The sequence below is a fragment of the Marivibrio halodurans genome (assembly GCF_017963645.1).
GTDB classification, from domain to species: domain Bacteria; phylum Pseudomonadota; class Alphaproteobacteria; order UBA8366; family Aestuariispiraceae; genus Marivibrio; species Marivibrio halodurans.
Genome location: NZ_JAGMWN010000009.1, coordinates 93,002 through 112,573, shown reverse-complemented (window position 1 = coordinate 112,573; position 19,572 = coordinate 93,002). Strand labels below are relative to the sequence as shown.

General features: G+C 66.6%; 16 protein-coding genes and 1 pseudogene. 9 read left to right on the top strand and 8 right to left on the bottom strand.

Annotation, left to right across the window (positions count from 1 at the left end; genetic code table 11):
- Positions 1 to 107: 107 nt before the first annotated feature.
- Positions 108 to 1,511 (bottom strand): adenosylhomocysteinase, encoded by a 1,404-nt coding sequence (gene ahcY, locus KAJ83_RS16525; protein ID WP_210683215.1) that lies wholly within the window; start codon positions 1,509 to 1,511, stop codon positions 108 to 110.
- A 664-nt stretch (positions 1,512 to 2,175) separates the two neighbouring features.
- On the opposite strand from ahcY, the gene KAJ83_RS16520 reads away from it, so the two are divergent.
- Complete coding sequence (locus KAJ83_RS16520; protein WP_210683214.1) at positions 2,176 to 3,288, top strand: OmpA family protein; 1,113 nt, start codon at positions 2,176 to 2,178, stop codon at positions 3,286 to 3,288.
- Between the two features lie 174 nt (positions 3,289 to 3,462).
- Positions 3,463 to 4,308, top strand: coding sequence for a DUF1223 domain-containing protein (locus KAJ83_RS16515; RefSeq protein WP_210683213.1), 846 nt, complete (start codon positions 3,463 to 3,465; stop codon positions 4,306 to 4,308).
- A gap of 10 nt (positions 4,309 to 4,318) precedes the next feature.
- Here the strand turns inward: KAJ83_RS16515 and KAJ83_RS16510 are convergent, their stop codons facing one another.
- Positions 4,319 to 4,639, bottom strand: a complete 321-nt coding sequence (locus KAJ83_RS16510) for a heavy metal-binding domain-containing protein (RefSeq protein ID WP_210683212.1) — start codon at positions 4,637 to 4,639, stop codon at positions 4,319 to 4,321.
- Between the two features lie 164 nt (positions 4,640 to 4,803).
- Here KAJ83_RS16510 and KAJ83_RS16505 point away from each other — a divergent pair, with 164 nt between their 5' ends.
- Positions 4,804 to 6,114: an MFS transporter gene (locus tag KAJ83_RS16505; RefSeq protein ID WP_210683211.1), complete on the top strand. Its 1,311-nt coding sequence runs from the start codon at positions 4,804 to 4,806 to the stop codon at positions 6,112 to 6,114.
- Here the strand turns inward: KAJ83_RS16505 and KAJ83_RS16500 are convergent.
- The gene (locus KAJ83_RS16500) at positions 6,089 to 7,393 is read right to left on the bottom strand and encodes an MFS transporter (protein ID WP_210683210.1); all 1,305 of its coding nucleotides are present in this window, start codon (positions 7,391 to 7,393) and stop codon (positions 6,089 to 6,091) included. The two genes, KAJ83_RS16505 and KAJ83_RS16500, sit on opposite strands and share 26 nt — an antisense overlap.
- A gap of 292 nt (positions 7,394 to 7,685) precedes the next feature.
- Here KAJ83_RS16500 and KAJ83_RS16495 point away from each other — a divergent pair, with 292 nt between their 5' ends.
- The 3 genes from KAJ83_RS16495 (at position 7,686) to KAJ83_RS16485 (ending at position 11,848) form a co-directional block, all read left to right on the top strand.
- Positions 7,686 to 8,825 carry a GNAT family N-acetyltransferase/peptidase C39 family protein gene (locus KAJ83_RS16495; protein WP_210683209.1) on the top strand — a complete coding sequence of 380 codons (1,140 nt, stop codon included), beginning with the start codon at positions 7,686 to 7,688 and terminating at the stop codon, positions 8,823 to 8,825.
- A 12-nt stretch (positions 8,826 to 8,837) separates the two neighbouring features.
- Entirely contained in the window at positions 8,838 to 10,292 is a 1,455-nt protein-coding gene (locus KAJ83_RS16490) for a RimK family protein (RefSeq protein WP_210683208.1), read from the top strand.
- A 206-nt stretch (positions 10,293 to 10,498) separates the two neighbouring features.
- Positions 10,499 to 11,848 (top strand): M24 family metallopeptidase, encoded by a 1,350-nt coding sequence (locus tag KAJ83_RS16485; protein WP_210683207.1) that lies wholly within the window; start codon positions 10,499 to 10,501, stop codon positions 11,846 to 11,848.
- A gap of 178 nt (positions 11,849 to 12,026) precedes the next feature.
- Here KAJ83_RS16485 and KAJ83_RS16480 read toward each other — a convergent pair whose 3' ends face one another.
- The gene (locus KAJ83_RS16480) at positions 12,027 to 12,761 is read right to left on the bottom strand and encodes a Crp/Fnr family transcriptional regulator (protein ID WP_210683206.1); all 735 of its coding nucleotides are present in this window, start codon (positions 12,759 to 12,761) and stop codon (positions 12,027 to 12,029) included.
- 225 nt (positions 12,762 to 12,986) lie between these two features.
- On the opposite strand from KAJ83_RS16480, the gene KAJ83_RS16475 reads away from it, so the two are divergent.
- Positions 12,987 to 13,817, top strand: a complete 831-nt coding sequence (locus KAJ83_RS16475; protein ID WP_210683205.1) for an EipB family protein — start codon at positions 12,987 to 12,989, stop codon at positions 13,815 to 13,817.
- Positions 13,818 to 13,829: 12 nt separating this feature from the next.
- On the opposite strand, the gene KAJ83_RS16470 is transcribed toward KAJ83_RS16475, so the two are convergent.
- On the bottom strand, positions 13,830 to 15,044 hold the full coding sequence (locus KAJ83_RS16470; RefSeq protein ID WP_210683204.1) for an argininosuccinate synthase: 1,215 nt from the start codon (positions 15,042 to 15,044) through the stop codon (positions 13,830 to 13,832).
- Between the two features lie 176 nt (positions 15,045 to 15,220).
- Here KAJ83_RS16470 and KAJ83_RS19425 point away from each other — a divergent pair.
- Positions 15,221 to 15,325, top strand: a pseudogene (locus KAJ83_RS19425) (DUF2256 domain-containing protein); the annotation flags it as partial.
- Between the two features lie 94 nt (positions 15,326 to 15,419).
- Entirely contained in the window at positions 15,420 to 16,376 is a 957-nt protein-coding gene (locus KAJ83_RS16460) for an acetyl-CoA carboxylase carboxyltransferase subunit alpha (protein ID WP_210683203.1), read from the top strand.
- A 138-nt stretch (positions 16,377 to 16,514) separates the two neighbouring features.
- Here the strand turns inward: KAJ83_RS16460 and dctP are convergent, their stop codons facing one another.
- The 3 genes from dctP to KAJ83_RS16445 form a co-directional block, all read right to left on the bottom strand.
- On the bottom strand, positions 16,515 to 17,633 hold the full coding sequence (gene dctP, locus KAJ83_RS16455) for a TRAP transporter substrate-binding protein DctP (protein ID WP_210683202.1): 1,119 nt from the start codon (positions 17,631 to 17,633) through the stop codon (positions 16,515 to 16,517).
- Between the two features lie 74 nt (positions 17,634 to 17,707).
- Positions 17,708 to 19,030, bottom strand: a complete 1,323-nt coding sequence (locus KAJ83_RS16450; RefSeq protein ID WP_210683201.1) for a TRAP transporter large permease — start codon at positions 19,028 to 19,030, stop codon at positions 17,708 to 17,710.
- Positions 19,027 to 19,569 (bottom strand): TRAP transporter small permease subunit, encoded by a 543-nt coding sequence (locus KAJ83_RS16445; protein WP_210683200.1) that lies wholly within the window; start codon positions 19,567 to 19,569, stop codon positions 19,027 to 19,029. The genes KAJ83_RS16450 and KAJ83_RS16445 overlap by 4 nt, the downstream gene beginning before the upstream one ends.
- Between the last annotated feature and the right edge of the window lie 3 nt (positions 19,570 to 19,572).

Sequence of the window (19,572 nt, the reverse complement as noted above, 5' to 3'; positions counted from 1 at the left end):
GATTCTCGCCGGCTGCGCAAGGGGCGCGAAGAAAGCACGGATGGGAAGAGGCCCGCCGGCGCGCCGATCACGGTGCGCCGACGGTCCCCGTAACGCTCGTCAAGCGCTTAGTAGCGGTAGGTATCCGGCTTGAACGGACCGTTCGCCTCGACACCGATATAGGCCGCCTGCTTGGCGTTGAGCTGGGTCAGAACGGCACCGACCTTGTCGAGATGAAGCGCCGCGACCTTCTCGTCGAGGTGCTTCGGCAGAACATAGACGTCCTTCTTGTACTGGCCGTCGGCGTTGTTCTTCCACAGCTCGATCTGCGCCAGCACCTGGTTGGTGAAGCTCGCCGACATCACGAAGCTCGGATGGCCGGTGGCGCAGCCGAGGTTCACCAGCCGGCCCTCGGCCAGCAGGATCATCTTCTTGCCGTCCGGGAACTCGATCTCGTCGACCTGCGGCTTGATGTTCGTCCACTTGAAGTTCTTCGTGGCCTCGACCTGGATCTCGCTGTCGAAGTGCCCGATGTTGCAGACGATGGCTCGGTCCTTCATCTGGCGCATGTGATCGACCGTGATGACATCCACATTGCCCGTCGCGGTGACGAAGATATCGCCGCGCGGCGCGGCATTCTCCATGGTCGTCACCTCATAGCCTTCCATCGCGGCCTGCAGGGCGCAGATCGGGTCGGCCTCGGTGACCAGCACGCGGCAACCGGATTGACGCAGGCTCTCGGCCGACCCCTTGCCGACATCGCCGAAGCCGGCGACGACGGCGACCTTGCCGGCCATCATGACATCGGTCGCGCGGCGAATCGCGTCCACCAGGCTCTCGCGGCAGCCGTACTTGTTGTCGAACTTCGACTTGGTGACCGAATCATTGACATTGATCGCCGGGAACATCAGGCGGCCGTCCTTGGCCATCTGATAGAGGCGGTGAACACCCGTGGTGGTCTCCTCGGTCACGCCCTGGATTTCCTTGGCGGTCTTCTCGTACCAGCCCGGCTTCTCGGCGAGGCGCTTCTTGATCGCGGCGAAGGCGGCGCGCTCCTCCTCGTTCTCGGGCTTGTCCAGGACGCTCGGGTCCTTTTCCGCCTGCATGCCGAGATGCAGCAGCATCGTGGCGTCGCCGCCATCGTCGAGGATCATGTTCGGCGCGCCGCCGTCACCCCATTCCATGATGCGGTGGGTGTATTCCCAATAGTCTTCCAAGCTCTCGCCCTTGACGGCGAAGACCGGCACGCCGCTCTCCGCGATCGCGGCGGCGGCATGGTCCTGCGTGGAGTAGATGTTGCAGGAGGCCCAACGCACCTCGGCGCCGAGCGCGGTCAACGTCTCGATCAGCACCGCCGTCTGGATGGTCATGTGCAGCGATCCCGCGATCCGCGCGCCCTTGAGCGGCTGCGAATCGGCATATTCCTCGCGGGTCGCCATCAGGCCGGGCATCTCGACCTCGGCCAGTTCGATCTCCTTGCGACCCCACGGGGCCAGCGACATGTCCTTAACGACGTAATCCTCGGCGGCCATTATCGGCTCCTCATTCCTCGCCACGCCGACATTTCGTCCCAGGCCGGACGACGGCGGCGCTCACGGTTCCCATTCGGCTCGATATCTCGATATCCGGTGACTATGACCTGGTAAGCGACCTGATAAATCGGACCTGATATAGCGGGCCCGGGGCGGGTCGTCCCCGCCGCCGCCAGCCCGTCATGTTCCGGGTGGCATGCCCCCGACCGCCTCGCGGCGCCCGGGTGCCGCCACGCGCATGGCCGTATAGCAGGGCCGAACCCGCGGGGGCAAGCCGCCTCGGACGCCATTTCCGCCCGTTCCGGCCCGCTTTCGAGCGCGCCGCCCCCCTGCTGGGCGCGGCCGGTCGGACCCGCGCGGCATTGCAGTGCAAAAATGCAACAACCCACCGTCCGTCGCGGCCGGAAACACCGCATGATACTCGACAAGCACGCGGCCATCGGGCATTAAGGAACGTGGAGTGGGAACTATCGCTATCTATATAGTCCCCGCATTCGGTTCACGCGGCGCCTCTGCGGCGGGCGCGGCGCGCAGTCCTTAAAGCAAGGATGCCGCCGCGGGTCGCTTCGAGGGGTCGGGAAAACGGGCAGGCGTCGTGGGCACACCTGAAACCGGGAAAGCGCCGGCGCCAATGGGCTCAAGACGGGATAACGCGAGGAACACGATGTCTTTTCTGGCCACCATGCGAAGCACGACGCACGCCGCGTCGAAATCTTTCGGGATCGCGGCCGCGGCCGCGGTGATGGGACTCACCACGTTCGCTGGCGTGGCCACGGCGCAGGACGCGCCCGGCTACTATGTCGGGATCGGTCTCGGCTACAACGCCCCGATGGATAGCGATATCCATGGCGGCGGCTACGAGGGCGGCGCGGAGTTCGACGACAACCTGCCGTCCGCCGGCCTGTTCTCGGTCGGTTACGACGCCGCGGGCCCGCTGCGCGGCGAGCTTGAGCTCGGCCACCGCATGAACGATGTCGATTCGATCAGCGGCGCCACCGCGACCGGCGAGTTCAAGGCGACCACCCTGATGCTCAACGGCCTCTACGACATCGAGGGCCTGATCCCCTCCGTGACGCCGTATTTCGGTGCCGGTATCGGTCTCGCGCACGTCACCGTCGACGGGGTCAGCCCGATCAACGGCGCCACGGTCGACGACAGCGACCTCGTGCCGGCCGGTCAGCTTATCCTGGGTGCCGGCGCGGCGATCACGCAGAACCTGGACCTGACGGGGCAGTACAACTTCCTCGTCGCGGCGAACGGCGAATATTCCGCCGCTGGCCAGACCTACAAGGCCCAGTACGAGACGCATACCTTCACCGTCGGCCTGCGCTTCAATTTCGCCGAGCCGAAGCCGGCACCCGAGCCCGCGCCGGAGCCCGCGGCCGCGCCGGAACCCGCGCCCGCGCCGGAGCCCGCCCCGGCCCCCGAGCCGGAGCCGGAACCGGAGATCGTGCGCAACTTCATCGTCTTCTTCGACTGGGATAGCTCGGTCGTGACGCCGGAGGCCATGGACGTGCTGCGTCAGGCCGTCGGCTATGCCGAGACCGGGAACGTCGCCCGCATCGTGCTGACCGGCCACGCCGATACCTCGGGCGCGTCGAGCTACAACATGGCGCTCTCGCAGCGTCGCTCCGATGCCGTCCGGACCGAAGTGGTCGGGCTCGGCTTCGACGGCGACATCGAGACCCAGGCCCGCGGCGAGACCGAGCCGCTGGTCGCCACCGGCGACGGCGTGCGCGAGCCGCAGAACCGCCGCGTGGAGATCGTCCTGGACTGACGACGACACCAGACTTCGGCGGGCTACCCGGCCCGCCACTTTCTCGGAAACCCCGCGACGGCAACCGCCTTCGCGGGGTTTCTCTTTATCGGGTTCCGGAAAGCCGGGGCGCAACTCCAGACGATCGCGCGCGAGTCACCCGCATTTGATTCGAGGGTGAACGGGGAACCGATCATGCTCCAATGCATGATCCGCTTCGCCCGAAAGAACCGGCCCCCCTCCTCCCCCGCCGCGGCGGCGCGCATGTTCCCCGTCCCGTCTCTCTTCCTGGCGCTCTTCCTGGCCGCCATCCAACCGTCCGCCGCCAAACCGGCCACCACCCAGCCGAACATTGGGAAAGGCGACGCACCGAGCGGGCCGGTCGCGGTGGAGCTTTTCACCAGCCAGGGCTGCAGCAGTTGTCCGCCGACGGAAGACTTCCTCGCCGAATTGGCCGGACGTCCCGGGGTGATCGCCTTGGAATTCCACGTCGATTACTGGGACTATATCGGCTGGAAGGACCCGTTCGCCGACCCCGCCTTCACGGCGCGCCAGCGCGCCTATGCCCGCGCCCTCGATCAACCCTATGTCTATACGCCGCAGATTGTGATCGACGGGGCCGATCACGCGGTCGGCTCGCGTCGCGACGCGGTCGAGGCCCGAATGGCGGCGGCGCGCCGACGCCACGACCTGTCGCGGGCCGAGGGAACCGCCCCCGACCTCTCGCTGGACCTGGTGGCGGGCCGAGGCTATCGCATCCGCGTCGACGGTCCCGGTCCCGCCCCGGGGGAGAGCTTTCGGCTGCTGCTGATCGGCTTCGACCGGCGCCACGCGACACGGGTAGGCGCCGGCGAGAATCGCGGGCGGACCCTGGAAAGCGCCCATATCGTGCGCGCGCTCGTCCCGCTCGGCCCCTGGACGGGCGGAAGGCTCTCTCGAATCGTGCCGGCCGATTCGGTGACCGGCGATGGCGGCGTCGCGGTTTTTCTGCAGGACGGCGCGGCCGGGCCGATCGCCGCGGCCGCCATGATCCGATTCTGACGGCGGCCAGTTATTCGAGCACGACCGCCGTTCCGTTCGCGACCACCATCAGCATCGCGTTCTTCTCGCCCAGCACCTCATAGTCGAGGTCGACGGCGACGATCGCGTTGGCGCCGAGCGCCTCCGCCTTCTCCCGCATCGTCTCCAGCGCCATTTCCTTGCCGTCGGCCAGCACTTTCTCGTACCCGCCGGAGCGACCGCCAACGATATCCCGGATACCGGCGAAGAAATCCCGAAAGATATTGGCGCCCAGGATCGTCTCGCCGCTGACGATGCCCTTATAGGCAATGATCCGGCGTCCCTCGACGCCGTCCGTGGTGGTGATGAGCATGGACGAATCCCTCCCTCTTCGATTCGGTTCCGGGCGCACTGGCGGGCGACGCGCCCGCAGTCTACGGTAAGGGCAACAGTTTGACCCGACCGCCCGGACTTGACCACCATGACGCCGCGCCGAAGGGACCGCATACCCGCATCGAAGGGGAGAGACGACCGCGCATGGCCCATTCCGATCCTCCCCGATCCGCGCCACCGGGCGAGCGGCCCGCCGCCGGGCGCCGCGCAATCCTTGGATGGTGCCTCTATGATTGGGCCAATTCCGCCTTTCCCACGCTGATCGCGACCTTCGTTTTCGCCGCCTATTTCACGCAAGGCATCGCCGACACGCCGGAGGAAGGCACGGCGCAGTGGGGATTGATGACCGGTCTCGCGGCGCTGGCGATCGCGTTGACCGGGCCTCTCCTGGGCGCGATCGCGGATTTCGGCGGCGCGCGCAAGCCGTGGCTGGCCGCGATGACGGTGCTGACGGTCGTTCCCACCGCGCTGCTCTGGTTCGCGGAGCCTTCCGCCGACTGGGCCTTCTATGCGCTGCTGATGGCGGGACTCGGCACGATCGGGTTCGAGTTGGGCATGGTCTTCTACAACGCCATGCTGCCGGAAATCGCGCCGCGCGCGATGCTGGGCCGGGTTTCCGGCTGGGGCTGGGGACTCGGCTATGTCGGGGGGTTGGCGGCGCTGGGGCTTTGCTTCGTCGGCTTCGTCGGCGCGGAGGACCCCTGGTTCGGCCTCTCCCGCGAGGGGGCGGAACATGTGCGCGCCGTGCCCGTCGTCGCCGCGCTGTGGATCGCGGTCTTCTGCCTGCCGCTCTTCCTGATGACGCCCGACCGGCCGGCGACGCGCGGAATGCCGGCGGGCCGGGCGATCGTGCGCGGCCTCGCCGCGCTGCGCGACACCCTCCGCCGGATCCGGGACTATCGGGGCGTGGCGCGCTTCCTGATCGGGCGCATGCTCTATACCGACGGGCTGAACACCCTCTTCGCCTTCGGCGGCATCTACGCCGCCGGCACCTTCGGCATGGCGCAGGAGGAGGTGCTGATCTTCGGCGCCAGCCTCAATGTCACCGCCGGACTGGGCGCCGTCGCCTTCGCCTTCCTGGACGACCGCTGGGGGCCGAAGCGCGTGATCCTGATCTCGGTCGGCGCGATCACGATCCTCGGCGCCGGCATGCTGGTGGTGACGGACGAGGGGGCTTTCTGGGCGCTGGGCCTCGCGCTCGGCGCCTTCCTGGGGCCAGCCCAGGCGGCGAGCCGATCGCTGATGGCGCATATCGCCCCGCCGGAACTGCGCACGGAGTTCTTCGGCCTCTACGCCCTGTCCGGCAAGGCGACGGCCTTCATGGGGCCCTTGATCGTGGGGTGGGTCACCGCCTGGGCGATGAGCCAGCGTGCCGGCATGGCGACGATCCTGATCTTCCTGGTGGCGGGCCTCGCGGTGATCTGGCCGCTCAGGACCGATCGGGACCGGGGCTAGGCGCCTTCGCCTCGCCCCCCTCGTCCGGGGCGTTGGGGTTCCATTCCGGGATCGGCGGCGTGGCGGCGGGCCAGCCCTGGAAGCTTTCCTGATCGCTTTCCGACGGCTCCGCCCGGCGGCCGCGCCGCCAGAGCACGAACAGGGTGAAGAGCACCGCCTCCGCCAGGAAGAAGGCCCACAGGCCGGGCGGCCCCGCCAGCTCCAGCGCCACCGTCGCGACCGCCGGCCCGACGGTGGCGCCCGTCGCCCAGACGATCAGGATCGTGGAGGACACCATGACATGGTCGTCCGGATCGGTGTGGTCGTTGGTATGGGCGGTCGAGATCGTATAGAGCGATTCCGCGAGCCCGCCCCACACCGCGAAGCACCCCAGCAAGAGCCAGAACAACCCGCCGGCCAGCGCATCGTCGCCGAGCGCGATGGCGAGGCTGACGACCGAGATGCCGCCGCCCGCCGCCAGGATCACGAGCCGCCGGTCGATCCGGTCGCTGAGCGCGCCGAGCGGCCATTGGATCACCAGATTGCCGCCCTGCAACGCCGCGATCAGCAACGCGATCGCGGCCGGTTCCAACCCGATGGCGGTGCCGTACATCGGCCCCACCCCCATCATCGTCATGCCGAGTCCGCCGGAGACGAAGGCCCCCACCAGCCCGACCGGCGAGATGCGATAGACGCTAAGCGGCCGCACCGATATCCGTTCCGGCGGGGCGGGTTGCCGCAATCGCGTCATGCCGACCGGGATGACCGCGGCCGCGTAGAGCCCTGCCATCAGCATCAACGCCGACGACCCCGCGATATCGACCCGCCCCATGAGCAGCGCGCCCCCCGCGAGGCCGACCGTGTAGCAGACATAGAACAGCGCCATCACCCGACCGCGCCAGCCACTGGCGGTGACGGCGTTGAGCCAGCTTTGCGCCACCATGAACATACCGGTCGTGCAGAAGCCGCTGACGAGGCGCAGGCCGCTCCAACTGCCCAGATCGGTGTGAAGGGCGAGCAGCAGGGCCGAGATCGTGCCCATGGCGGCGAGCGTCATGAAGGCCCGCACATGGCCCGCGCGCCGTACCAGATAGCCGGACAGCAGACAGCCCAACAACATCCCCGCCGCATAGGCCGTGACCACGAGACCGACCGAACGCTGGTCCAATCCCGCCTGATCGAGGCGAACCGGCACGTAGCTCGCCATCAGCCCGTTGCCCAGCGCGATGAAGGCCATCGCGGCCACGAGGCTGGCGACGGAGAGATAGGGGCCGGTCGGACGCGCGGTGGTCGATGCCATGGTCATACCGCCTCTATAACCGCGCGTGACTTTCCCGCAAAGGATCGTCGCGCCCGCCTCCGCGCGCGAACGCCCCAATCGATCCGGAATACGCTAAACTGCGGACCGGATTAATGCTTGAGGAGCCCCGCGCCATCGTTCCGCCCCGCCACCATAGCGCTTTACTTCCCACGCGATCGGGCGCATATGCCCGCGCATTAGACGACCGCACGCCCCACCCCGGACCATTCCCCGCGGATAAGACGCCCGGCCGATCCTTCCCCGAATGGAACCGCCGAGTGGATTTCCGATAATGCGCGCCACCCCCCGAAAGACGACCGGAGCCACCCCGGCGATCCGCCCCGCGACACTCGCCGATATCGACGCGCTGTTGGCGGTGGAGGAGGCGGCCTTCCCCGGCGACCGGTTGAGCCGGCGCAGCTTCCGCCATCTGCTGAAGCGTGGCCATCAGGCGACCTTCGTCGCCTGCGACGCGGACGACCGGCCGGTCGGCTATGCCATGGTGCTGTTCCACCGGGGCACCTCGCTGGCGCGGCTCTATTCCTTCGCGCTGCTGCCGGATTGGCGTGGGTGGGGCGTGGCTGAGGCGTTGCTCGACGCGGCGGAGGCGGACTGCCGGGCGGAGGGCATCATCCATCTGCGCCTGGAGGTTCGGGCCGACAACGCGCGCGCCCTGCGTTTCTACGAACGCGCGGGCTACGAGCCCTTCGGCGCCTACGCGGCCTATTACGACGACGCGACCGATGCCGTGCGCATGCAAAAGCATCTGGCCCCGCGCCCGGTGATCGATCCGGCGCGCTTCCCCTATCTGGCGCAGTCGCTCAACTTCACCTGCGGACCGGCCTGCCTGATGATGGCGATGCGCGCGCTCGACGAAACCGCGCCGGTCGACCGCATGGAGGAACTGCGCATCTGGCGCGAGAGCACGACGATCTTCATGACCCGGGGAATCGGCGGGACCAGCCCCTACGGTCTGGCGCTGGCGGCGCGGCGCCGGGGCTTTCCCGTGACGCTGCATGTCGTCGACCCCGACATCATGTTCATCGACAGCGTGCGCACCCCGGCGAAAAAGGAAGTCGTGCGCCTGGTCCAGGAGGATTACCTGGCGCAATGCGCCGAGGCGGGCATTCCGATCGCGACGGAACGGCTCAGCCTCGACGGGCTGGAGGCCGCGTTGAAGGCGGGCGCCGCACCGATCGTGCTGATCAGCACCTATGCCCTCGACCGGGAGCGCACGCCGCACTGGGTCGTGCCGGTGGAGATCGACGAGCGTTTCGTCCATGTCCACGACCCCTTCGTGGACGAGGAGGAACACCAGACCCAGATCGACCGCATGCTGGTTCCCATCCCCCGCGCGGATTTCGAGCGCATGAGCCGCTATGGCCGCGCCAAGCAGCGCGCGGCCCTGCTAATCCACCCGAAGACGAGTTGAGGCCCCTATCCGATGAGCGAGATGATCCTGATCGTCGACGATCCGAAACGCGTGCCGATCGACGCGGGCGCCTACAAGCTGATGTCGGCGCGCGACTATATCGCGCGGGCCAAACCGGTGCCGAAGCGCGCGCGGTTGATCAATCTGTGCGCGGACACACGCTATCTCGGCCTCGCCTATTACTGCTCGCTGATGGCGGAGGCGCGGGGGGAACGCATGTTGCCCTCCGCCGAGGCGATGCTGTGGGTCGGCTGGAAGCGCATCTATGCCCGCGCCCTGGGCGACCTGGACGCGGCGCTGGCCCGCGCGCTGAGGAAGACGAAGGGCGTGCTGCCGGCGGAACCGCTGCTGGTCTGTTTCGGCGCCTGCGCGGAACCGGCGCTGGCCGAGCTTGCCCGTGCCGCCTTCGACGCCTTCCGGTGCCCGATCCTCTCCATCCGCTATTCGACGGACGGCGACGGCAAGATCCTCGATGTGGACGTGCCCAAGCTGAAAAAACTCGGGGCGGAGGAATCCGCGCTCTTCGAGCGCGCGCTGGCCGACTATTCCCGGCGCGCGCGCCCGACGCGGGCGGCGAGCCAGCCGGCGCGCTACGCGCTCGCCATCCTGCACGATCCGAAGGAGGAGATGCCCCCCTCCAACGACCGCGCGCTCAAGAAGCTGATGAAGCTGGGGCCAACCCTCGGCATGCGGGTCGAGTTGATCACGCACAAGGACCTGCCGAGGCTCGCCGAATATGACGCGCTGTTCATCCGCGAGACCACCAATCTCGATCACCATACCTATCGCTTCGCCAAGCGCGCCGTGGCGGAGGGCATGCCCTGCATCGACGACGCCACCTCCATCCTGCGCTGCTGCAACAAGGTCTATCTGGCGGAGCTTTTCCGCGCGCACAACGTGCCGGCCCCCGCGACCCGGGTGATCGACCGCGGCGGCATCGCGGCGGCGGCCGAGGCGCTGGGCTTCCCGGTCATCCTGAAGATCCCGGATTCCAGCTTCTCGCGCGGGGTGAAGAAGGCCCGGACCCTGGAGGAGATGCGCGAGATCGCGACGGCGATGCTGAAGGAATCCGACGTGATCCTGGCCCAGGAATATGTCGAGACGGAGTATGACTGGCGCATCGGCATCCTGAACGGCGTGCCGCTCTATGCCTCGAAATACTACATGGCGAAGGGCCATTGGCAGATCGTCAAGCACGAGGCCGACGGCGCGCATGACGAAGGCACGTTCGAAACCGTATCCGTCGAGGAGGCGCCGCCCAACATCGTCGACGCCGCGCTCGCCGCCGCCCGGCCGATCGGCACCGGACTTTACGGCGTGGACGTGAAGCAGACCCCGCGCGGCCCCATGGTGGTGGAGGTCAACGACAACCCCAATCTCGACGCGGGCGTGGAGGACAAGGTGCTGAAGGACGAACTCTGGCGCACCATCCTGCGCGACTTCATAAGGCGGATCGAGGCACGCTAGACAAAGCCCCGGCGGGCCGTCATCCCCCACCCCCCGGCCCCGTGAATCAGGCGAAGGCGGGACCATGCCGGCACGGCCAAATCCGACGCATCCAGGTCGCTTTCCGGGGAGCGACCGGCCCGAAACGATCCTTCAGTTAACCCGCGCGAGCGCCGCGTGGCAGTTAACCCGCGCGCGAGCGCCGCGAAGCAGGAGGAACAGGGGGCATGCTGGTCGATCCGTTCGTCGTGGGAAGCGCCCGCAAGATCGATCCCTATCGAAGACGCATCGCCAATGGCGATCTGCTGCCCGACGGCACGCCGAACGACGGCGACCGGGTGGAAATCGGGCCGACCGACCTGGCCTTCGAGGAATGGGCCGCCCTCGACCTTACCCCACCGGACATGCCGAGGCTGCGGGCCTATCGCCTCTCGCGCCTGCTGGGGGAATTGCAGCGCCGCGACATCGGGGGGCTGTTGATGTTCGATCCGCTCAACATCCGCTACGCCACCGACACCACCAACATGCAGCTCTGGATCGCGCACAATCCCTGCCGGGCGGCCTTGGTCACGGCGGACGGGGCGGTGACGCTTTGGGACTTCCATGGGGGGGATCACCTCTCCGCCCATCTGCCGCTGGTGACGGATCTGCGCCACGGGGCGAGCTTCTTCTATTTCGAAAGCGGCAGCCGCACGGAGGAGCATGCGGCGCGCTTCGCCGGCGAGGTTGACGGTATCCTGCGCAACCGCGTGGGGTCCAACCGGCGCCTCGCCGTCGACAAGATCGAGATCGCGGGTCTGCGCGCCCTGGAGGCGCGGGGCATTTCCGTTCATCCGGGCCAGGAACTGACGGAACATGCGCGGCGTATCAAGGACGACAACGAACTGAACGCCATGCGCTGCGCCATCGCGTCGTGCGAGGCGGCGATGGCGGAAATGCGCGTGGCCGTCCGTCCCGGCATGACGGAGGTCGAGGCCTGGGCGATCCTGCAACATGGCAACCACATCCGGGGCGGGGAATGGATCGAGACGCGCATCCTCGCCTCCGGCCCGCGCACCAACCCCTGGTTCCAGGAGTGCGGGCCGCGCATCATGCGCGACGGCGATATCCTGGCCTTCGACACGGACTTGATCGGCCCCTATGGGTATTGCGCCGACCTGTCGCGCACCTGGAAGATCGGGGAGACGCCGCCCACCGCCTACGAGAAGGATATCTACAAGGCGGCCCACGACCATATCCGGGAGAACATGGCGCTTCTCGCCCCCGGGCGGAGCTTCCGCGAGTTGATGGAGAAGGGCCAGCGGCTGCCGGAAAAATTCCGCGCCCAGCGCTATGGCGTGATGTTCCACGGTGTCGGGCTGTGCGACGAATACCCCTCGCTGCGCTATCCGGAGGATTACGACGCCTGCGGCTATGACGGCGTGCTGGAGCCCGGCATGTGCCTGTGCGTCGAGGTCTATCTGGGCGAGCTTGGCGGCCCCTGCGGCATCAAGCTGGAGGACCAGGGCGTGATCACCGAACAGGGGTTCGACAACCTGACGCGCTTCCCCTTCGAATCGACGTTCCTCGACGCGTGATCCCCGGCCTGGAGCATGATGATATGAACCTGCCCGAGATCGCTTTTCCGGGTTTCCGGCAAGTAGAGGCCGCGTGGGCGATGTGGGGCATCGTCAAGCGGCCTCGGCGCGGTCCGGGGGCCCGGAAAAAACGACCGAAGGCGGCGTCCCGGATGGGAGCATATCATATCATCATGCTCTAGCCGTTCGCGATCGCCTCCAACTCGGCGATGTCGGGCACCGTGACGTGCCGGGTTCCCTCGATCTCGATCACGCCCGCCTTGCGCAACTTGGTAATCTGCCGGCTCACCGTCTCGATGGTGAGGCCGAGGAAATCGGCGATGTCCGCACGGGTCATCGGCAGATCGAAAGCCGCGCGATTGGTGCGCGCGACTTGTTTCTCCGGGTCGATATGGGTCGCGATCAGATGAAGGAAGCTCGCCACCTTCTCCTCCGCCGTCTTGCGGCCCAGGGTCAGCATCCATTCCCGCGCGTCGTCCAACTCGTTGAGCGACTGACGCAACAGGCGATGTTCCAGCCCCGGCGCCTCCACCATCATCGCGTCGAGCGAGCGTTTGGGAAAGATGCACAAGGTAACGTCCGACGCGGCTTCCGCGCAGACCTTGCTGGACTCCTGGAAGGGACGGCCGACGAAATCCGGCGCGAATTGAAGGCCGACGATCTGCTGGCGCCCGTCGGCCATCACCTTGGAAAGCTTCACAACCCCGCTCAATACATTGGCGTAGGTCTCGATATTCTCCGCCTCGCCGACGAGTTCGGTTCCGGCGGGCACGCGGCGGCTCGTGGTATGCCGGCTGAGACGCAGAAGCTCATCCGTGCGCAAGGCACCACAGATGCCGTTGTGGCGCGCCTCGCACGCACGGCACAACGTCGGCACATCCGAATTGTGAATATCCTGACGACTCTCGCTCATCACCTATCGCCCATCCCCAGGCGTATCGTCGAGGGGCGTTCGGGGTCCACGGACCATGCGCCCTTCATGACTGGGGATTCGATCAAGAAAACGATCCGGAATCAATGTCCAAAAGTACCGGTCTTCAAAGCCGTGGCATTTCGATCCGGGCCGACAACCGCCTCCGGGTACGCTATGCTGGGCACCATGTCCATCGCGATCCCCAATGGACCGCGCCCCGGCCGCATGCGGCCCGGGCCGGCCCGTATCACCGCGCTCGCGCCGTTCGCCCTGCTTCTTTCCATGATCGCGACCTCCCCCGGCATGGCGCAGGAGGCGGCGAATACCGTGCGCATGGTGCCGCACGAGGCACGCTATGATGTCTCGCTGCTGGAACTGCGATCCGCCAATAAAGGCTCGGCAGGCGGCATCTTCCTGGTGCGCGTCGCGCGAAGCTGTGACGGATGGTCGCTGGATAGCGACCTGCAAGTCCAGATCGAAACCCAGGAAGGCGGCGCTACCCTGATCGAAAGCCGCAGCCGATACGAGGAAATACTGACGGAGGCGGGTGGCCGCCTGATCTTCCGTCAGTCGCAGAGCGTGGACGGCACGCCGCTGAGCGCGACGGCGGGCGAGGCGCGGCGCGGCCCCGAGGGCGGCGAGGCGCGGTTCGAACGCCCGGCCGGCACCACCCTGAGCCTGCCGCCCGACACCGCCTTCCCGGTCAGCGGGTCGTTGAACGCGATGCGCCGGCTCTTCGGTGGGGAGAAGATGGTCTCCCAGATGCTGTTCGACGGCGGGGAGGACGGCGCGCTCCTGACCGTCGATCTGGCCGCCGGCACGCCGGAACCCGCGCCCGAGGGCGTGCGGGGCGACCGCGACCTGCTGCGGGGTCGGATGCTGCGGACGGTCACCGCCTTCTATGCGCCGGACCAGCCGGATTCCGAACCGCTCTCCACCTATGTCAGCGACATGTACGACAACGGCGTCGCGGCGCGGCTGTCGATCGATGTCGGGCTGGCGACGATCGACGCGGAACTAAGCGCCATCCGCCGCCTTCCCGACCCGGAGTGCTGACCCGAAGACTCCTCAGCGTCCCTGCAGCCGCCCGCGCAGACGCAGGCGCAGCGCGTTCAGCTTGATGAAGCCCTCGGCATCGCGCTGGTCATAGACCGTGTCCTCCTCGAAGGTCACGATATCGGCGTCATAGAGGCTGTTCGGGCTCTTGCGGCCGGTGATGATGCAATTGCCCTTGTAGAGCTTGAGGCGCACCGACCCGCTGACCAGTTCGGAGCCCTTGTCGATCGCGGCCTGCATCATCTCGCGCTCCGGGCTGAACCAGAAGCCGTTATAGAGCAGTTCCGCATAGCGCGGCATCAACTCATCCTTCAGATGCATGGCGCCACGATCCAGCGTGATCGATTCCATCGCGCGGCGGGCGTGGAACAGAACCGTGCCGCCGGGCGTTTCGTAGACACCGCGCGACTTCATGCCGATAAAACGGTTCTCCACGATGTCGATGCAGCCGATCCCATGCTTGCCGCCAAGCTCGTTGAGGCGGGTCAGAAGCGCGGCCGGGGACAGTTTCTCGCCGTTGATGGCGGTCGGGTCGCCCTTCTCGAAATCAATCGTGATCTCCTCCGCCTTGTCCGGCGCCTTCTCCGGGCTGACCATGCGGCTGAGGACGAGATCCATGTCCGGCGCTTCCCACGGGTCCTCCAGCATCTTGCCCTCGGAGGAGATGTGCAGAAGGTTCGCGTCCTGGCTGAAAGGCGGCTCGCCGTGCTTGTCCTTCGGCACCGGGATCTGGTGCTTCTCGGCATATTCGATCAGCTTCGTGCGACTGGTCAGGTCCCATTCGCGCCAGGGGGCGATGATCTTGATGTCGGGCTTCAGCGCATAGTAGCCGAGTTCGAAGCGTACCTGGTCGTTGCCCTTGCCGGTCGCGCCGTGGGCGACGGCATCGGCGCCCGTTTCCTTGGCGATCTCGATCTGGCGCTTGGCGATCAGCGGCCGCGCGACCGACGTGCCGAGGAGGTAGGTCCCCTCATAGAGCGCATTGGCGCGGAACATCGGGAAGACATAGTCGCGCACGAATTCCTCGCGCAGATCCTCGACATAGATATCCTTGATGCCGAGCATCTCGGCCTTCTTGCGCGCGGGTTCCAATTCCTCGCCCTGGCCCAGATCGGCGGTGAAGGTCACCACCTCCGCGCCGTAGTGATCCTGCAGCCAACGCAGGATGACCGAGGTATCGAGACCGCCGGAATAGGCGAGAACGACCTTCTTCACATCGCCCGACATGGTTCACTTCCCTTTTTCGCTGCGGGTTCGACCGGATTCCAGCGCCGGTTTTAGGGCCGCGCGGGCGCCCGCGCAAGGTTTGCCCGGCGATCCGGACACCCCGCGCGGGCGTATCGAGGAGCATGGCGAAAATGCGGAAAAAATCCGGGCTTCCCGGCTAGCGATGCGCGCGATGCGGCCGCCCCTTCACTTGGCGCCGCGAATGGGCGCGGCTCTGGACGCGGCTCTGGGCGCGGATGATTTATTGCTCCGGACGCCGCCGCCGGGCACCCGGGCGGTAACCCCCGACGTTTGCAAGCTCCGCCGGCTGTGCTACCAACCGCCTCGGCCCCTCTGCGGAAGGGTGCCATCCAGTATAGCTGAGCCGAGCCACCGATGCGGAACTTCCTGAACTTCGAACAACCGATCGCCGAACTTGAGGGCAAGATCGAGGAGCTGAGGCATCTCGGCGACGACGGCGAGGTCAATATCGCCGACGAGATCGCCCGGCTTCAGACCAAGGCCGACAAGCTGTTGCGGCAGGCCTATTCGAAACTGACGCCCTGGCAGAAGGTGCAGGTGGCCCGCCACCCCCAGCGGCCGCATTTCGCGGACTATGTCGCGGGGCTGGTCACGGACTACGTGCCGCTCGCCGGCGACCGGGCCTATGCCGACGACAAGGCGATCCAGGGCGGCATCGGCCGCTTCAACGGCCGCTCCGTCATGGTGATCGGCCATGAGAAGGGCGGCGACACGCAAGGCCGCGTGAAGCATAATTTCGGCATGGCCCGGCCCGAGGGCTATCGCAAGGCCATGCGCCTGATGGACATGGCTGACCGGTTCCGACTGCCCGTCGTCACGCTGGTCGACACGCCGGGCGCCTATCCCGGCGTCGGCGCGGAGGAACGCGGCCAGGCGGAAGCCATCGCGCGCTCGATCGAGAAGTGCCTGGGCCTGACGGTTCCCATCGTCTCCGTCGTGATCGGCGAGGGCGGCTCCGGCGGCGCGATCGCGCTGGCGGCGGCCGACCGCGTGCTGATGCTGGAACATTCGGTCTATTCGGTGATCTCGCCGGAAGGCTGCGCCTCGATCCTCTGGCGCAGCGCGGAGAACGCGCAAACCGCCGCCGAGGCATTGCGCCTGACCGCCGCCGACCTCGCCAAGCTGGGCGTCGTCGACCGGGTGGTGGGCGAACCCATGGGCGGCGCGCACCGGGTGCCGAAGGAGATGATCGACGCGCTCGGCGCGGCGGTGGAGCGCGAACTCGCCACGCTGAGCGAGCTTGATGTCGCGACCCTGCGCCGCCAGCGGCGCGAGAAGTTCCTGGCGATGGGCCGCGACGCGCAGATCTGACCGGAAGACCCGGAAACGGCCTCTCGCCGCTCCTGTATCTCCACCCCGGAAAAAATCGGCGCGGCGGGCCTGGGGCCGCGCCGCGCCGAAGATCCGATGGCCGATCCCCCGAAGGGGACCGGCATCAGCCATGGCGGATCAGGAGTAGCGGTAGGGCACGCCCACATTCTCCATCACGCGGTTATATTCCTTGAAGGTCTCGACCACGCGGCCCGCGCGATCGCTCTGGGAGGCGATCTCCTCCCAGAATCCCTCGGCGTCCTTGACGACCGTGTCCCATTCCTCGGCCGGGATGGTGGTCAGTTCCATCTTCTTGCCGTTAACACGCAGATCGGCCTCGCCGCCCCAATACCAAACCTGGCGGTAGTAGTGGGACTGATCGATGGTGATCTTGAACAGCTCCTTCAGGTGATCCGGCACCTTCGCCCAGCTGTCGGTATTGGCGAAGTAGGAACCGCACCAAGCGCCGGTGACGTTGTTGAGCAGCGCATAGTTGCAGACATCGGCCCAGCCGACCTCGTAGGCCTCGGTGAAGCCGCACCAGGCGACGCCGTCGAGCTGGCCGGTCTGCAACGCGACCTCCACGTCGTCCCAAGGCACGGTGACCGGAATCAAGCCGTACCGCGCGAGGAAGCGCCCGGCCGTCGGCACGCCGAAGACGCGCTTGCCCTTCATGTCGGCGAGCGAGCGGATCGGGTCCTTGGTGAAGATATGCAGCGGGTCCCAGGCGCCGGCGGAAAGCCACTCGACACCGTCGATCTCGTCATAGGCTTCCTTCCAGATCTCGTTCAGGCCATAGCGATCGAACAGCACCGGCAGGTCGAGGCTGTAGCGCGTCGAGAACGGGAAATAACCGCCGAACACCGCGACATCCGCCGGGGAGGCCATGGTGGCGTCGTCCGACTGCACGGCATCGATCGTGCCGTTCTGAAGCGCGCGGAACAGCTCCGACGTCGGGACGAGCTGGTCGGCGTAGAAAAGCTCGATCTCCATCTCGCCGTTCGCCGCCTTGTTGAAGGCCTCGATCTGCGGCTTGATCACATGCGCGCCGAGCGGGGCGCCCGAATAGGTCTGCAGCCGCCATTTGATCGGGCCCGACTGCGCGTGAACGGCCGGGGCCGCCAGCGTCGAGGCCGCCGCCGCCACGCCGACGAGGCCCGCCCCACGCAGGAAACCGCGCCGGCCGGTATCGGCCGTATCGGTCGCGACAGTGTCGTCGGCGGCCGTCTCGACCTTGCTGTCCTTGGTTTTCTTCATCGCACCTGTCTCCTTGTTCAGACGTGTCTCTTATCGGCCGCGCGTCCCCGACGCGCGCGGCCCCGTCCATCGCCCTACCGGCCATAGACGGTGTTGGGCAACCACAGCGCAAGATCGGGGAAAATCACCACGAGCAAGAGCCCGATCGTCATCACGATGACGAAGGGAATGATGGAGCGATAGATGTCCATCAGGGTGATCTCGGGCGGCGCCATCGCCCGCATCAGGAAGAGGTTGTAGCCGAAGGGCGGCGTCATATAGGCGATCTGGCAGGTGATGGTGTAGAGCACGCCGTACCAGATCGGATCGAAGCCGAGCGCGATGACCAGCGGCACATAGAGCGGCGCCACGATCACCAGCATCGCGGTATCGTCCAGGAACATGCCCATCAGGATGTAGGAGAGCTGCATCATGATCAGCACCTCCCACGGGGTCAGTTCCCACCGGGTGATGAAGAGCGATTCGATCGCATCGACCGCGCCGATGCCGTCGAACACCGCCCCGAAGGCCAAGGCCGCCAGGATGATCCACAGGAACATGCAGGAGACGCCCAGCGTCTTCTTCACCGTCTGGTGCAGCACCGGGAAGGTGAAGCGCCGCTTCACCACCGCCGCCGCCGTCGCGGCCAGCGCGCCGACCGCCGCGCTTTCCACAAGGCTGGTGATCCCCATGACGAAGAGCCCGGTCATCAGGAAGAAGACCAGGAAGGGGATGATCCCGGCGCGCAGCAGCTTCAGTTTCTCGGCGAAGGAGATGTTCAGCTCCTCCTTCGACAAGGTCGGCCCCAGATTGGGCTGCAACCGGCAGCGCACATAGATGTAGATGACGAAGAGCGTCGCCATCATCAGCCCCGGAATGGCGCCCGCGAGCCAGAGCTGGCCCACCGGCTGGCGGGCGATCATGCCGTAGAGCACCAGCACCACGCTGGGGGGGACGAGAATCCCCAAACTCGACCCCGCCTGGATGACGCCGGTCACCATCACCTTGTCATAGCCCCGGCGCAGCAGTTCCGGCAGCGCGATCGAGGCGCCGATCGCCATGCCCGCGACCGACAGCCCGTTCATCGCGGAGATGATGACCATCAGCCCGATCGTGCCGATCGCCAACCCGCCTTTCACCGTGCCGAACCAGACATGGAACATGCGGTAGAGATCGTCCGCGATGCCCGATTCTGAGAGCATGTAGCCCATATAGACGAACAGCGGCAGCGTCAGCAGCGGGAACCAGTTGAACAGTTTGAAGGCCTGGCTGAACGGCATCTCGATCGCGCCGTCGCCATAAAGCAGCAGGGCCGTGCCGGCCGCCACCGCGCCGATGGCCGCGAAGACGCGCTGACCCGTGAGCAGCATCAGCATCATGGTCGCGAACATCAGGATCGCGATCATCTCATGGCTCATAGGGTCGGCTCCTCATGCATCTTCACGCCGGGGATCGTCTCGCCCCGGGCGCTCGCGATATCCTTGAACAGGGTGGATAGAACCTGCAGCAGCATCAGCACGATGCCGAAGACCATGACGATCTTGATCGGCGCCACCGGCGGGTTCCACACCGACATGAGCTTCTGGTTGTATTCCAGCGAATAGAGCGTGGAGGAAATCGCCCCGATCAGCAGGCAGACCAGATAGAAGATCATGAAACCGCTGGTCGCCACATCCATCCGGGCCTTGCCACGCTCGCTCAACCGCTCGTAGAGCAGGTCCATCCGGACATGATCGCCAAGCTGAAGCGAATGCGCGCCGCCGAGTGTGTAATAGGCGGCGAGCGTGAACTGCGCCATCTCGATGCACCAATGCAGCGGAATGTTGACGATGTTGCGGGTGAAGGCGTCCAGCAGCAGCACGCCAATCATCATGAAGATCAGATACATCGCCAGTAGCCCGAACTTGTGGGACACCCAATCGACATATCTGACGTAAAGAACTATCGGCCGCGGCATCGC